Annotated in this window: 9 protein-coding genes; 2 read left to right on the forward strand and 7 right to left on the reverse strand. The window is 59.6% G+C overall.

What is annotated here, in order from left to right; all coding sequences use genetic code 11:
• Positions 1-64 precede the first annotated feature (64 nt).
• From topA to LCU97_RS01100, 5 genes are all read right to left on the reverse strand, one after another.
• Positions 65-2,674, reverse strand: a complete 2,610-nt coding sequence (gene topA / locus LCU97_RS01080) for a type I DNA topoisomerase (protein ID WP_053158694.1) — start codon at positions 2,672-2,674, stop codon at positions 65-67.
• A gap of 115 nt (positions 2,675-2,789) precedes the next feature.
• Positions 2,790-3,026: a DUF1653 domain-containing protein gene (locus LCU97_RS01085; protein ID WP_053158697.1), complete on the reverse strand. Its 237-nt coding sequence runs from the start codon at positions 3,024-3,026 to the stop codon at positions 2,790-2,792.
• A 98-nt stretch (positions 3,027-3,124) separates the two neighbouring features.
• On the reverse strand, positions 3,125-4,300 hold the full coding sequence (fadA, locus tag LCU97_RS01090) for an acetyl-CoA C-acyltransferase FadA (protein ID WP_053158700.1): 1,176 nt from the start codon (positions 4,298-4,300) through the stop codon (positions 3,125-3,127).
• A 30-nt stretch (positions 4,301-4,330) separates the two neighbouring features.
• Positions 4,331-6,478, reverse strand: coding sequence for a fatty acid oxidation complex subunit alpha FadB (fadB, locus tag LCU97_RS01095; RefSeq protein ID WP_232775365.1), 2,148 nt, complete (start codon positions 6,476-6,478; stop codon positions 4,331-4,333).
• 500 nt (positions 6,479-6,978) lie between these two features.
• A complete protein-coding gene (locus LCU97_RS01100; protein ID WP_053158705.1) occupies positions 6,979-7,416 on the reverse strand; it encodes a hypothetical protein in 438 nt (145 codons plus the stop codon).
• 102 nt (positions 7,417-7,518) lie between these two features.
• On the opposite strand from LCU97_RS01100, the gene LCU97_RS01105 reads away from it, so the two are divergent.
• A complete protein-coding gene (locus LCU97_RS01105) occupies positions 7,519-7,959 on the forward strand; it encodes a universal stress protein (protein WP_232775366.1) in 441 nt (146 codons plus the stop codon).
• Between the two features lie 130 nt (positions 7,960-8,089).
• On the opposite strand, the gene LCU97_RS01110 is transcribed toward LCU97_RS01105, so the two are convergent.
• Complete coding sequence (locus LCU97_RS01110; protein WP_053158711.1) at positions 8,090-10,009, reverse strand: ATP-binding cassette domain-containing protein; 1,920 nt, start codon at positions 10,007-10,009, stop codon at positions 8,090-8,092.
• Between the two features lie 224 nt (positions 10,010-10,233).
• Between LCU97_RS01110 and LCU97_RS01115 the strand changes: the two genes are divergently transcribed.
• Entirely contained in the window at positions 10,234-12,162 is a 1,929-nt protein-coding gene (locus tag LCU97_RS01115; protein WP_053158714.1) for a transglycosylase SLT domain-containing protein, read from the forward strand.
• A gap of 117 nt (positions 12,163-12,279) precedes the next feature.
• Here LCU97_RS01115 and LCU97_RS01120 read toward each other — a convergent pair whose 3' ends face one another.
• On the reverse strand, positions 12,280-14,052 hold the full coding sequence (locus tag LCU97_RS01120; protein ID WP_053158717.1) for an ABC transporter transmembrane domain-containing protein: 1,773 nt from the start codon (positions 14,050-14,052) through the stop codon (positions 12,280-12,282).
• Positions 14,053-14,249 lie beyond the last annotated feature (197 nt).

The raw sequence follows: 14,249 nt of genomic DNA on the forward strand, positions 1-14,249 counted from the left end.
CAGGCTCGCTCCCACAGTTCTTTAGTCTGGCTGACAGGCGCTGAACAAGCCCTGCCACCCTCGATCAACGCTTGTCTTCCACCGTCCATTTACCGCCATCGTAGTACGCCTTCCAACCGGTAGGCTTGCCATCGACTTCGGTCTGCACGTATTGCTCCTTGGTCTTGCGGCTGTAGCGAATCACCGCCGGACGCCCATCCGGATCCTTCTGCGGCGCTTCGCAGAGGAAATGGTACTTCGGATCGATCTCGTCCTTGTGAGGCAGCAGTTCCATCACCAGGGGCGCGCGGGTTTCGCGATTCTTCGGGAATTGGCTGGCCGCCAGGAACAGGCCAGATGCACCGTCACGCAGGATATAGGTGTCGTTGACCTTCTCGCACTTGAGCTCCGGCATCTTCACCGGATCCATTTTCGGTGGTGCGGCATCGCCGCTCCTGAGCAGCTTGCGGGTATTCTTGCAGGTCGGGTTGGTGCAACCGAAGAACTTGCCGAAACGGCCGGTCTTGAGCTGCATCTCGCTACCGCACTTATCGCATTCCAGGCTCGGGCCCTCATAACCTTTGATGCGATAAGTGCCCTCCTCAATCTCATACCCCGCGCAATCCGGGTTGTTACCGCAGATATGCAGCTTGCGCTTTTCGTCCAGCAGATAGGCATCCATCGCAGTGCTGCAGATCGGGCAGCGATGCTTGCCGCGCAGCACCAGAGACTCCGACTCGCCCTCGTCGTCCGCCGCGATTTCATCGCCCGGCACCAGGTTGACCGTCGCCTTGCAGCGCTCCTTGGGCGGCAGGCTATAGCCCGAGCAGCCAAGGAAAACACCGGTCGATGCCGTGCGGATCTGCATTGGACGGCCGCAGGTCTGACACGGAATGTCGGTCATGACCGGCTGGTTGGCCCGCATGCCATTGTCAGCGCTTTCAGCCACCTCGAGCTTTTTCTTGAAGTCGCCGTAAAACTCGTCGAGCACGCTCTTCCAGTCCCGCTCGCCCTGGGCCACATCGTCGAGATTCTCTTCCATACCGGCGGTAAAGCCGTAGTCCATCAGGTTCGAGAAGCTTTCGGACAGACGCTCGGTCACGATGTCGCCCATTTTTTCCGAATAGAACCGACGGTTGTGCAACGCCACGTAGCCGCGATCCTGGATGGTGGAAATGATCGCCGCGTAAGTCGAAGGGCGACCGATACCGCGCTTTTCCATTTCCTTGACCAGACTGGCTTCCGAGTAACGGGCCGGCGGCTTGGTGAAGTGCTGCGTCGGATCGAGTTTGATGAGCTTAAGCACATCGCCCTGGGCCATGTCCGGCAAGACATCGTCATCCCCTGGCTTGGTAATTTGCGGCATGACGCGAGTGTAGCCGTCGAACTTGAGGATGCGGCCCTTGGCGCGCAGCTCGAAGTCACCGGCCCCCACACTGACGGTAGTCGACAGATATTGCGCCGGCAGCATCTGGCAGGCCAGGAACTGGCGCCAGATCAGCTCATAGAGACGCTCCGCATCACGCTCCATGCCCGACAACTTGCTCGGCTCGGTGTTGGCATCGGACGGACGAATCGCTTCGTGAGCCTCTTGCGCGCCTTCCTTGCTGCTGTAGACATTTGGCGTGTCCGGCAGGTACTTCTTGCCGAACTCGCTTTCGATGTAAGTGCGCGCCATCGCCACGGCATCGGCCGACAGGTTGGTCGAGTCGGTACGCATGTAAGTGATGTAGCCCGCTTCGTACAGACGCTGGGCCATCATCATGGTTTTCTTCACGCCGAAGCCCAGGCGGTTGCTCGCGGCTTGTTGCAGCGTGGACGTAATGAACGGGGCCGAAGGCTTGCTGCTGGTCGGTTTGTCTTCACGCTTGACGATGCTGTAGGAAGAAGCCTTGAGCTTCTCCAGTGCGGCCATGGCCTGGGCTTCGTTGAGCGGCTTGAAGGCTTCGCCCTTTTCGCGAGCCACTTCGAAACGCACGGTCGCCCCCTTGGCAGTGCCAAGGTCCGCATGGACTTCCCAGTACTCTTCGGGGATGAACGCCCGGATCTCGCGCTCGCGCTCCACCACCAGCTTCACCGCAACCGACTGCACACGACCGGCCGACAGGCCACGGGCGATTTTTGCCCACAGCAGAGGCGAGACCATGTAACCCACCACGCGGTCGAGAAAGCGACGCGCCTGCTGAGCGTTGACACGAGCGATGTCCAGCTCGCCCGGCTCGGAGAACGCTTCCTGGATGGCCTTCTTGGTGATTTCGTTGAACACCACGCGCTTGTAGCGGCTGTCATCGCCACCGATGGCTTCGCGCAGGTGCCAGGCAATGGCTTCCCCTTCGCGGTCCAAGTCCGTTGCGAGATAGATGGTGTCGGCGTCCTTGGCGAGCCGACGCAGTTCTTCGATAACCTTTTCCTTGCCCGGAAGGATCTCGTACTTGGCTTTCCAACCGTGTTCCGGATCCACGCCCATGCGTGAGACCAGCTGCTTGCGCGCCTTTTCTTTCGGCGACAATGCCGGCGCTTCACCAGCCGTCTTGCCGCGCTTGGCGGCCGGCTCCTTGCTGGCGCTGGCCGAACCGCTGGTGGGCAGGTCTCGGATATGGCCGATACTCGACTTCACCACGTATTGGTTGCCCAGATACTTGTTGATGGTCTTGGCCTTAGCCGGGGATTCCACAATGACCAGCGATTTGCCCATGGATCGGAAAATTCCTGAATTCTAAAAAGTGAAAGGCGGTAGGCGCCTGACGCGGCACCGCTATATATAGTGGCTGCAAGGTGAGGTCAAGCGCAGGGTTTCCTGCATACAGGCCTCATGGCTTTGAAAAAATGCTCTCCTCGGCCTGGACCAAAGCAAAGCGCGGCACCCGTTCGCCGTCAACCTCGACGGACTCCTGAAACATGCTCAAGGGGCGCACCCAAAAGCCGTAATCGCCATACAGGGCCTGGTAAAAGACCACTTCTTCCTCGGTCTCGGAATGCCGCGCAATGCTGAACACGCGGTACTGCGGACCTTTGTAATGCTGGTAGAGCCCTGGTTGTATCGGCATGCTTCGGCCCTCACTCAAGTCGTTTCAAAATAAAAACAAAATAAATCCACAAAAACAAAAACCGGGGCACTCGGCCCCGGCTTCCATCACCGCAACGCTTAGACGCGTTCGAAGACAGTGGCGATGCCTTGGCCGAGACCAATGCACATGGTGGACACCCCGAAAGTGCCGCCGTTCTGTTTCATGACGTTCAGCAACGTACCGGAGATACGCGCACCGGAACAACCGAACGGGTGACCCAGGGCGATCGCGCCGCCGTGAAGGTTAACCTTCTCGTCCATCTTGTCGAGCACTTTCAAATCTTTCAGCACGGGCAGGGCCTGTGCAGCGAACGCTTCGTTGAGCTCGATGAAGTCGATATCGGCCATGCTCAGGCCGGCACGCTTCAAGGCTTTTTGCGTGGCCGGTACTGGACCATAGCCCATGATCGCCGGGTCCACACCCGCCACCGCCATCGACCGGATCACCGCCATCGGCTGGATACCCAGGTCCTGGGCACGCTGGGCCGACATCACGATCATGCACGAAGCACCGTCGGTGATCTGCGACGAAGTACCGGCCGTCACGGTACCACCTTTGGGGTTGAAGGCCGGCTTGAGGGTCGCCAGGCTTTCGAGGGTGGTTTCCGGTCGGATGGTTTCGTCATAGTCGAACAGCTTCAGGAAGCCGTTCTCGTCGTAACCCTGCATCGGGATGATCTCGTCCTTGAATTTGCCTTCCACCGTCGCCTTGTGGGCGAGCTGGTGGGAACGCACCCCAAAGGCGTCCTGCTGCTCACGGGTGATGCCGTGCATCTTGCCCAGCATTTCCGCGGTGAGGCCCATCATGCCGGATGCTTTCGCCGCATACAGAGACATGTGCGGGTTCGGATCGACACCGTGCATCATGCTCACGTGGCCCATGTGCTCTACGCCGCCGACGACGAAAACGTCGCCGTTGCCGGTCATGATTGCCTGGGCGGCGGTGTGCAGCGCGCTCATCGACGAACCGCACAGGCGGCTGACGGTCTGGCCGGCCGACGTGTGGGGAATCTGGGTCATCAGCGAGGCCATGCGGGCAATGTTCCAGCCCTGCTCCAGGGTCTGGTTGACACAGCCCCAGATCACGTCCTCGACTTCATTCGGATCGACCTTGACGTTGCGCTCCAGCAGCTTGCTGATCAGGTGCGCCGACATGTCTTCGGCGCGGGTGTTGCGGTGCATGCCGCCCTTGGAGCGGCCCATCGGCGTACGACCGAAGTCGACGATCACGACGTCTCTAGGATTCAAGCTCATAAATGTTCTCTCGCTCTAGTCGTTGGGCGCTTAACCGAAGAAGCTCTGGCCGTTCTTGGCCATTTCACGCAGCTTCTCGGTGGGGTGGTACAGCGCGCCCAGATCAGCGTACTGGTCAGCCAGGGCAACGAACTGGGCAACACCGATCGAATCGATGTAGCGCAGCGCACCGCCACGGAATGGAGGGAAACCGATACCGTAGACCAGACCCATGTCCGCTTCAGCGGCGGTTTCGACAATGCCGTCTTCCAGGCAACGCACGGTTTCCAGGCACAACGGGATCATCATCCAGTTGATGATGTCCTCGTCGGTAACTTCGCGCTGCTCGTAGACGATCGGCTTGAGCACTTCCAGTACCGACGGGTCGGCCACTTTCTTCTGCTTGCCGCGCTTATCGGTTTCGTAGGCGTAGAAGCCCTTGCCGTTCTTCTGGCCCAGGCGCTTGGCTTCGTAGAGCACGTCGACGGCCGAGCGACGGTCGTCCTTCATGCGGTCCGGGAAACCTTCGGCCATGACATCGCGACCATGGTGACCGGTGTCGATACCGACCACGTCCATCAGGTAGGCCGGCCCCATCGGCCAACCGAATTTTTCCATGATCTTGTCGATACGCACGAAGTCAACGCCAGCGCTGACCAACTTGGCGAAACCGCCGAAGTACGGGAACAGCACGCGATTGACCAAAAAGCCCGGGCAATCGTTGACGACGATCGGGTTCTTGCCCATTTTCTTGGCGTAGGCCACGGTGGTAGCGATGGCCTGTTCGCTGGACTTCTCTCCACGGATCACTTCCACCAGCGGCATCATGTGCACGGGGTTGAAGAAGTGCATGCCGACGAAGTTTTCCGGACGCTTGAGGGCCTTGGCCAGCAGCGAAATGGAAATGGTCGAGGTGTTGGAGGCCAGGATGGTGTCTTCCTTCACCTTGTCTTCGACTTCAGCCAATACCGCCTGCTTGACCTTCGGATTCTCGACGACCGCTTCGACCACCAGGTCGACATGGCCAAAGTCGCCATAGGACAGGGTCGGGCGAATGCCGTTGAGCACTTCGGCCATCTTCGCCGCGGTCATGCGACCTTTCTCGACGCGGCCCACCAGCAGCTTGGCGGCTTCGGCCAGCCCCTGCTCGATACCGTGTTCATTGATGTCTTTCATCAGAATCGGCGTGCCTTTGGACGCCGACTGATAAGCGATACCACCGCCCATGATGCCCGCGCCCAACACGGCGGCCTGCTTCACGTCACGGGCGATTTCGTCGTAGGCCTTGGCCTTTTTCTTCAGTTCCTGGTCATTGAGGAACAGACCGATCAGGCTTTGTGCCGCAGAGGTCTTGGCCAACTTGACGAAGCCGGCGGCCTCGGCTTCCAGGGCCTTGTCGCGACCAAAGTTCGCGGCTTTCTGGATAGTCTTGATCGCTTCGACCGGCGCCGGGTAGTTCGGGCCCGCCTGACCGGCCACGAAACCTTTGGCGGTTTCGAAGGCCATCATCTGTTCGATGGCGTTGAGCTTGAGCTTTTCCAGTTTTGGCTGGCGCTTGGCCTTGTGATCGAACTCACCGCTGATGGCACGCTTGATCAGTTCGAGGGCGGCGTCCTGGAGTTTGCCAGGCTCGACCACGGCATCCACGGCACCCACTTTGAACGCGTCTTCGGCACGGTTTTCCTTGCCGGCGGCAATCCACTCAATGGCATTGTCGACACCAATCAGGCGTGGCAGGCGCACGGTGCCGCCGAAGCCGGGGTAGATCCCCAATTTGACTTCGGGCAGACCAATCTTGGCCGACGTCGACATGACGCGATAATCCGCCGCCAGGCACATTTCCAGCCCGCCCCCCAGGGCGATACCGTTGATGGCCGCCACGGTCGGAACGTTGAGGTCTTCGAAGTCGCTGAAGATACGGTTGGCTTCGAGGTTGCCAGCGATCAGTTCGGCATCGGGCAGCTTGAAGTTGTCGACGAACTCGGTGATGTCGGCGCCGACGATGAACACGTCCTTGCCACTGCTGACGATCACACCTTTGATCGAAGCATCTGCCTTGATAGTGTCCACGGCCTGACGCAATTCATTCAGGGTTAGACGGTTGAACTTGTTGACGGACTCACCCTTGAGGTCGAATTTCAGTTCGACGATGCCGCTTTCAAGAGCCTTAACCGTGATGGCTTTACCTTCGTAAATCATCAACTGATCTCCACGATATGGAAGCTGAACAGTACACGTTGGACGCTGACCACTGGTTCGGCATTGACGTTTACCGTCGATGCTACGCCAATCCGCCAGGCACACCCGTCAACGCGATAGTCGGGTTTCTGTAGGACCGTTCGGAAAATACAAACGCTCAATTCATACGCCCGTTTGATTTGGGTACGTCACCTTCACGGAAATTCCGACAATTGTCAATCGCCCTAAACAAGGCCTTGAGCGCGACTTTACGGTCATTTCCGTACCGCACGGATCCGCAACACGGCGCCGCATGAAAGGCCATTCATAAGATCAATAATTAGAAAAGTCGCCCTAATTCCGGGCGCAATGAATTCAACCGGCTATGCTGGCGACAGTGCTTTTGAAAAATCTTCGAGAAAGGCGTTACGAACGAACGCCCAAATAGCCCTTGGTTACCGGCCTGCCTGGCCAACCCGCCCGATGAGACTGTCGGGCTTTTTTATGGTTCGGATCAGGGTTCAGGCGCAAGCCTTGAGCACGTCGGAAATGTCCTGCAATACAGTGGCTTCGCCTTTTTCACCCCAGAACAAGGCAATCATCTGCCCGTCAGCCTCGATTTTGTAGACGTTGGCCGGCAACTTGCTCAGATGAACGAGCAGCGACTCATCCTGGCAGGCTTCCCGCCATTGGTTGACCCAGACCCCCGGTGCGCTTTGCCAGTAACTCCAGGTGTCCGGTTGCTTGCCACGCCTGGGCCGATAGTACTGCGCACAGGGGTTCGGCGGTTGCGGATCGAGCCAGTGCGGCCATTGCTGTGGAGCCAATTGCATGGCCAGGCCAAGGCGACGCGCCTCCATGCGCAAGGCCATGCGACCATTTTGTACACGGGACGGGCGCAACCATGCCAATGGGCTCAACACCACCAGAATGATTGACACCACTATCCAGACCGTCATATCTGTACTCCCGAATTCTGATGGGCCATTGACCCATGTCGCCGTCAATGCGCTTGAAACCAGCCATACTTAACCGTATCGCAATTCTCTGGAGTGCTTTTCATGTACTACGTACACATCCTGGTCGCCGTCGACCTCACTGAAGAATGCGATCCCGTCATCAAACGCGCTCGCGCCCTGTGCGACGGTCGAAACACCAAGCTGTCGCTGGTGCATATCGTCGAGCCGATGGCCATGGCGTTTGGCGGTGATGTGCCAATGGACCTTTCCCAGCTGCAGCAGCAACAGTTCGACCAAGCCAAGGAGCGTCTTGACCGCCTGATCGTGAAATACCCTGACCTGAAACGTGAAAACAGCCACCTGACCTACGGCCAGCCGCGCCAGGAAATTCATCACCTGGCCAAGGAACAGGGTTGCGACCTGATCGTCGTCGGCAGCCATGGCCGCCACGGCCTGGCGCTGCTGTTGGGCTCCACTGCCAATGACGTGCTGCATGGCGCGCCTTGCGACGTGCTGGCGGTCCACCTGGTCAAACGCGCATAAAAAACTTGTGCTAGCGGGCTTGCTCGCGAATGCGGTGTATCAGTTACACAACTATTGACTGACGCACTGCATTCGCGAGCAAGCCCGCTCCCACAGGAGATTACGTTTCAGAACATCCTGGCGCGAAGGATCAAGCGTCCAGCTCAGCCCAGCGCTCGACCAGGGCATCCAGCTCCGCCTGCAACTGCTCCAGATGGGCGATCACCCTGGCGGTTTCGGCAGGAGGACGCTGGTAGAAGCCGGCCTCGGCCATTTCGGCCTCCACCGCAGCGATTTGCGCTTCCTTGGCATCGATATCGCCTGGCAGGGCTTCCAGCTCGCGCTGCAACTTGTAGCTCAGTTTCTTCTTGGCCGGTGCGGGAGCCGCTGCCGCGACAACCGGAGCGGGCTCGGCCTTGACCACGGCCGAGTTCAGGTCGGCTTTGCCGGACTTGCTCTCGGTCACGCCCAGCAGACGCGGTGAACCGCCCTGGCGCAACCAGTCCTGATACCCACCGACGTATTCGCGTACACGCCCCTCACCTTCGAACACCAGCGTGCTGGTGACTACGTTGTCGAGGAAAGCCCGGTCGTGGCTGACCATCAGCACGGTGCCGCTGAACGTCAGCAGGACCTCTTCCAGCAACTCGAGGGTTTCTACGTCCAGGTCGTTGGTTGGCTCGTCGAGTACCAGCAGGTTCGCCGGCTTGCTGAACAGTTTCGCCAGCAACAGGCGGGCACGCTCGCCGCCAGACAAGGCCTTGACCGGGGTCCGGGCACGCTGGGGGCTGAACAGGAAATCGCCCAGGTAACTCAACACATGACGGCTCTGACCGTCGATCTCGATAAAATCACGACCTTCGGCGACGTTATCGATCACAGTCTTTTCCAGATCCAGTTGATGGCGCAACTGGTCGAAGTAGGCGACATCGATTTTCGTCCCTTCCTCCACCTTGCCACTGGTCGGCGTCAAGCCGCCCAGCATCAGCTTGAGCAATGTGGTCTTGCCCGTACCGTTTGCCCCCAGCAAGCCGATGCGGTCGCCCCGCTGCAGGACCATGGAAAAATCCTTGATCAGGAACGGGCCATCCGGATGAGCGAAGCTGACGTTTTCCAGCACCATCACCTGCTTTCCGGATTTTTCCGCGGTTTCCAGCTGGATGTTGGCCTTGCCGGTACGCTCGCGACGCTCGCTGCGCTCGACACGCAAGGCCTTGAGGGCGCGTACGCGGCCTTCGTTACGGGTACGACGGGCTTTGATTCCCTGGCGGATCCAGACTTCTTCCTGGGCCAGGCGCTTGTCGAACAGGGCATTGGCGGTTTCTTCCGCCGCCAGCGCTGCTTCCTTGTGCACCAGGAAACTGGCGTAGTCGCCGTTCCAGTCGATCAGGCCACCACGGTCCAGCTCCAGGATCCGGGTCGCGAGGTTTTGCAGGAACGAGCGGTCGTGGGTAATGAACAGCACGGCCCCCTGGAAGTCCTTCAAGGCTTCTTCAAGCCAGGCGATGGCGCCGATGTCCAAGTGGTTGGTCGGTTCGTCGAGCAGCAGCAGGTCTGGCTCGGACACCAGGGCCTGGGCCAGCAGGACACGGCGCCGCCAGCCACCGGACAAGTCGGCGAGGGTCTTGTCGGCCGGCAATTGCAGGCGACTCAGGGTGCTGTCCACCAGTTGCTGCAGGCGCCAGCCATCGCGGGCCTCCAGGTCATGCTGCACATGCATCAGTTTTTCCAGGTCGGCATCGGTAACGATGTTCTGGCTCAGATGATGATATTCAGCCAACAACGCGCCGACGCCATCCAGGCCCTCGGCGACCACATCGAACACCGTCCGCTCGTCGGCCACCGGCAGTTCCTGGGGCAATTCGCCGATCTTCAGGCCCGGTGCACGCCAGACCGAGCCGTCGTCGGGCTTCTGGTCGCCCTTGACCAGCTTCATCATGCTGGACTTGCCGGTGCCGTTGCGGCCGATGATGCACACCCGCTCGCCACGGGCGATCTGCCAGGACACCTTGTCCAACAACGGCATGGCGCCGAACGCAAGGGACACATCGCTGAATTTGAGCAGGGTCATGAGCTTCTCCAAAAACCGGGCGCGCATTCTACCTGAGATGGGACCTCGCAGGGCCGCCAATTTCGTCACCCAAAGGCTCTTTACATGTTCTGCACAACAAATACCGTGAACTTGCGTCGACAACCTTGCAAAGCTTTCGCCGCCTGCTGGCAAAAGGCTAAGCTACAGACAGTTACCCTGGGTTTTTCCTTGGGCTTGTCATGTTTTTTCTGCCCGGACGTATCATGCGCAGTCGCCTTTTTAGTGTCTTGTCTTGTCTTTTCGTGTGTGCCACTGCCGTCCAAACCGCCCAGGCGGTGGATATCTCCACTCAACGCCAGTATTACGATGAGGCCAAGCGTGCCCTGGCCAAGGGCGACTCCGGCCCGTATTTTCGCTACAGCCAGGCTCTGCGCGATTATCCGCTGGAACCGTACCTGGCCTATGACGAACTGACCGCACGCCTCAAGAGCGCCAGCAACGCCGAAATCGAGAAATTCCTCGCCGAACACGGTGACCTGCCCCAGGCCAACTGGATGAAGTTGCGCTGGTTGCGTTGGCTGAGCGAACGCGGTGACTGGCAGACCTTCGTCAAATACTACGATCCCAAGCTCAACTTCACCGAGCTGGATTGCCTCAATGCTCAGTACCAGCTCACCCATGGCCTGAAAGCCGAAGGCTACGCCAACACCGAGAAACTCTGGCTTACCGGCAAATCCCAGCCCCAGGCGTGCGATGCACTATTCGGCCTGTGGGCCTCACAGGGTCAGTTGACGGAACAGAGACGCTGGGAGCGGGCCAAGCTGGCCGCCCAGGCCCGCAACTATCCGCTGGCCAACAGCCTGGTCAGCGGTCTGACCACGCTCGCCTCCCGCGGCAAATTGCTGGTGGACGTGGCGCAGAAACCCGAGCTGCTCAACCAGCCATCGCGCTTCAGCCCGGCCGACGAGCCGATGTCCGATATCGTCAGCCTCGGCCTTCGCCGCCTCGCCCGCCAGGATCCAGACAAAGCCATGGCGTTGCTGGACGGCTACGCCAGCACCATGCATTTTTCCCGGGATGAAAAGGTCGCCATTGCCCGGGAAATCGGCCTGACCCTGGCCAAGCGTTTCGACAGCCGTGCCCTGGACGTAATGACCAAATATGATCCGGAGCTGCGCGACGATACCGTCTCGGAATGGCGCTTACGCCTGCTGCTGCGCCTGGGGCGTTGGAACGAGGCCTATGAATTGACCCGTCGCTTGCCCGAATCGCTGGCCAGCACCAACCGCTGGCGTTACTGGCAGGCACGCAGTCTGGAACTGGCGCAACCGCAAAACCCGGAAGTGCAGAATCTCTACAAGCATCTGGCGCGGGAGCGGGACTTCTATGGCTTCCTGGCCGCCGACCGCTCCCAGGCGCCCTACTCACTTGTCAACAAGCCGCTGGTCATGAGCCAGGCGCTGATCAACAAAGTACGCAATACCCCGGGGGTACGCCGGGCACTGGAGTTTCATGCCCGCGGGCAAATCGTCGATGGGCGCCGGGAGTGGTACCACGTCAGTCGGCATTTCAACCGCGACGAAATGGTCGCCCAGGCGAAGCTCGCCTATGACCTCAAATGGTATTTCCCGGCCATCCGCACCATCAGTCAGGCCAAGTATTGGGACGATCTGGACATCCGGTTCCCAATGGCCCACCGCGATACCCTCGTGCGCGAGGCTAAGGTCCGTGGCTTGCATTCAAGCTGGGTCTTCGCGATTACCCGCCAGGAAAGCGCCTTCATGGATGACGCCCGCTCCAGCGTCGGTGCCGCCGGCCTGATGCAATTGATGCCCGGCACCGCCAAGGAAACAGCGCGCAAGTTCAGCATCCCCCTGGCCTCGCCACAGCAGGTATTGAACCCGGACAAGAATATCCAGCTCGGCGCGGCCTACCTGAGCCAGGTCCACAGTCAGTTCAACGGCAACCGTGTACTGGCTTCGGCCGCCTACAATGCCGGCCCCGGGCGCGTGCGCCAGTGGCTGCGTGGCGCCGATCACCTGAGCTTCGACGTCTGGGTCGAGAGCATCCCGTTCGATGAAACCCGCCAATACGTGCAGAACGTGCTGTCCTACTCGGTGATCTACGGCCAGAAACTCAATTCACCACAGCCGCTGGTTGACTGGCATGAGCGGTATTTTGATGATCAGTGAGGGTTAGCGGCAGGCGTCGAGCTTCAAGCGGCAAGCTGTTCCTCAAAAGCAAAAAAATGCCCGTATCGAAAGCTACGGGCATTTTTTGTCGGTTACTGGACCTTACGAGAGCAGTTCTCAGTCAGTTGCCGACTCCCGACCAGCATTGAATTGCAATGCCGCCAACCGCGCATACAACGCATTGCTGACAACCAATTCCTGATGCGTGCCCACCGCAACCACCCTGCCCTGGTCCATCACCGCGATCCGGTCGGCGTTTTTCACCGTGGCCAGGCGGTGGGCAATGACCAGGGTGGTGCGGTTCTTCATCAGGCTGGGCAGGGCTTGCTGGATCAAGTGTTCACTTTGGGCATCGAGGGCGCTGGTGGCTTCGTCCAGCAGCAGGATTGGCGCGTCTACCAGCAACGCCCGTGCGATCGCAAGGCGCTGGCGCTGGCCGCCGGACAGCCCCAGGCCACCGTCGCCCAGATGGGTCTGATAGCCGTCGGGCATCCTTTCGATGAAGTCGTGGGCATGGGCGATCCGCGCCGCGTTGCGCACTTGCTCCAACGTCGCTTCAGGATTGCCATAGCGGATGTTTTCTTCGACGGTGCCGAAGAACAGCGCGGGACTTTGCGAAACCAGGGCGAAGTGCCGGCGCAGGTCCAGCGGGTCGAGCCGGGTGAGCGGTACCTCATCTATGAAAATCTGCCCTTGCGCCGGATCGTAGAAACGCAGCAACAAATCGTACACCGTCGATTTTCCTGCCCCGGACGGGCCGACCAAAGCGAGGGTTTCGCCGGCCTGGACAGTCAGATCCAAGCCGTCGAGGGCATAGCTTTCAGGTCGGGAGGGATAGGAGAAACGCACGCCTTCAAGGCGCAGATCCCCCCGCACCCGAGCAGGCAACTTCACCTGGCCAGAGATCGGTGGCTGGATGATGTTTTCCGAACGCAGCAGTTCGGCAATGCGCTCGGCCGCGCCAGCCGCCCGTTGAAGCTCACCGATTACCTCGCTCAGGGTGCCAAAGGCGCTGCCGACGATCAGGCTGTAGAACACGAAAGCCGCCAGCTCACCGCCGGATATCCGCCCCGCGATCACATCCATGCCACCGACCCAGAGCATCACCCCCACCGCCCCCAGCACCAGCACGATCACCAGGGTGATCAGCCAGGCCCGCTGGGCGATGCGCTTGCGCGCGGTGTTGAAGGCCTGCTCCACGGTGAGGGCGAAACGTCGCTCGTCCTGGACCTGATGATTGTAGGCCTGCACGGTCTTTATCTGGCCCAGGGTTTCGGAAACATAACTGCCGACATCGGCGATGCGGTCCTGACTTTCGCGGGACAAGCTGCGTACCCGCCGACCGAACACCAGGATCGGCGCCAACACCAGCGGCAACGCAATCACCACGATGCTGGTGAGCTTGGGGTTGGTAATGAACAGCAGCACGATGCCGCCGACCACCATCAAGGCATTACGCAAGAACAGCGACAGCGAAGAACCGATCACCGATTGCAGCAACGTGGTATCGGCTGTAAGCCGCGACTGGATTTCCGAACTGCGGTTGTTCTCGTAGAACCCCGGGTGCAGATACACCAGATGGTTGAACACCTGGCGGCGGATGTCGGCCACCACCCGCTCGCCAATCCACGACACCAGATAGAAACGGGAAAAGGTCCCGATTGCCAATCCGACCACCAGGACCATGAACAGCCCGATGGACTGGTTGAGCAAATGGGGAGATCGGGTCATGAAGCCTTGGTCCACGAGCAACCGGATCCCTTGGCCCATGGACAATGTGATGGCTGCCGTGACTATGAGGGCCAGCAAGGCGCCGGCGACCTGCTTGCGGTAGGGGGCGATAAAACCACTGGCCAAGCCAATGGCACGACGATGTCGGGAAGTAAGCATCAATGAATATCCGATAATGCGGAACCACGTTGAATCGGAATGAGTCAGGTTAAATATGACCACAACGACGAATGGCTAGATGTTATCGGTCTAAAGTCCGGGTGGAAACGCAACGATGTTTCTGTTTGAGTAATGGTGTCGCCATGGACCTACAAGGAGTGTCATGGCTCGGTCACCTGGCGACACTAAACTAGGCA

It is taken from the genome of Pseudomonas uvaldensis (assembly GCF_021271205.1).
Lineage (GTDB): Bacteria > Pseudomonadota > Gammaproteobacteria > Pseudomonadales > Pseudomonadaceae > Aquipseudomonas > Aquipseudomonas uvaldensis.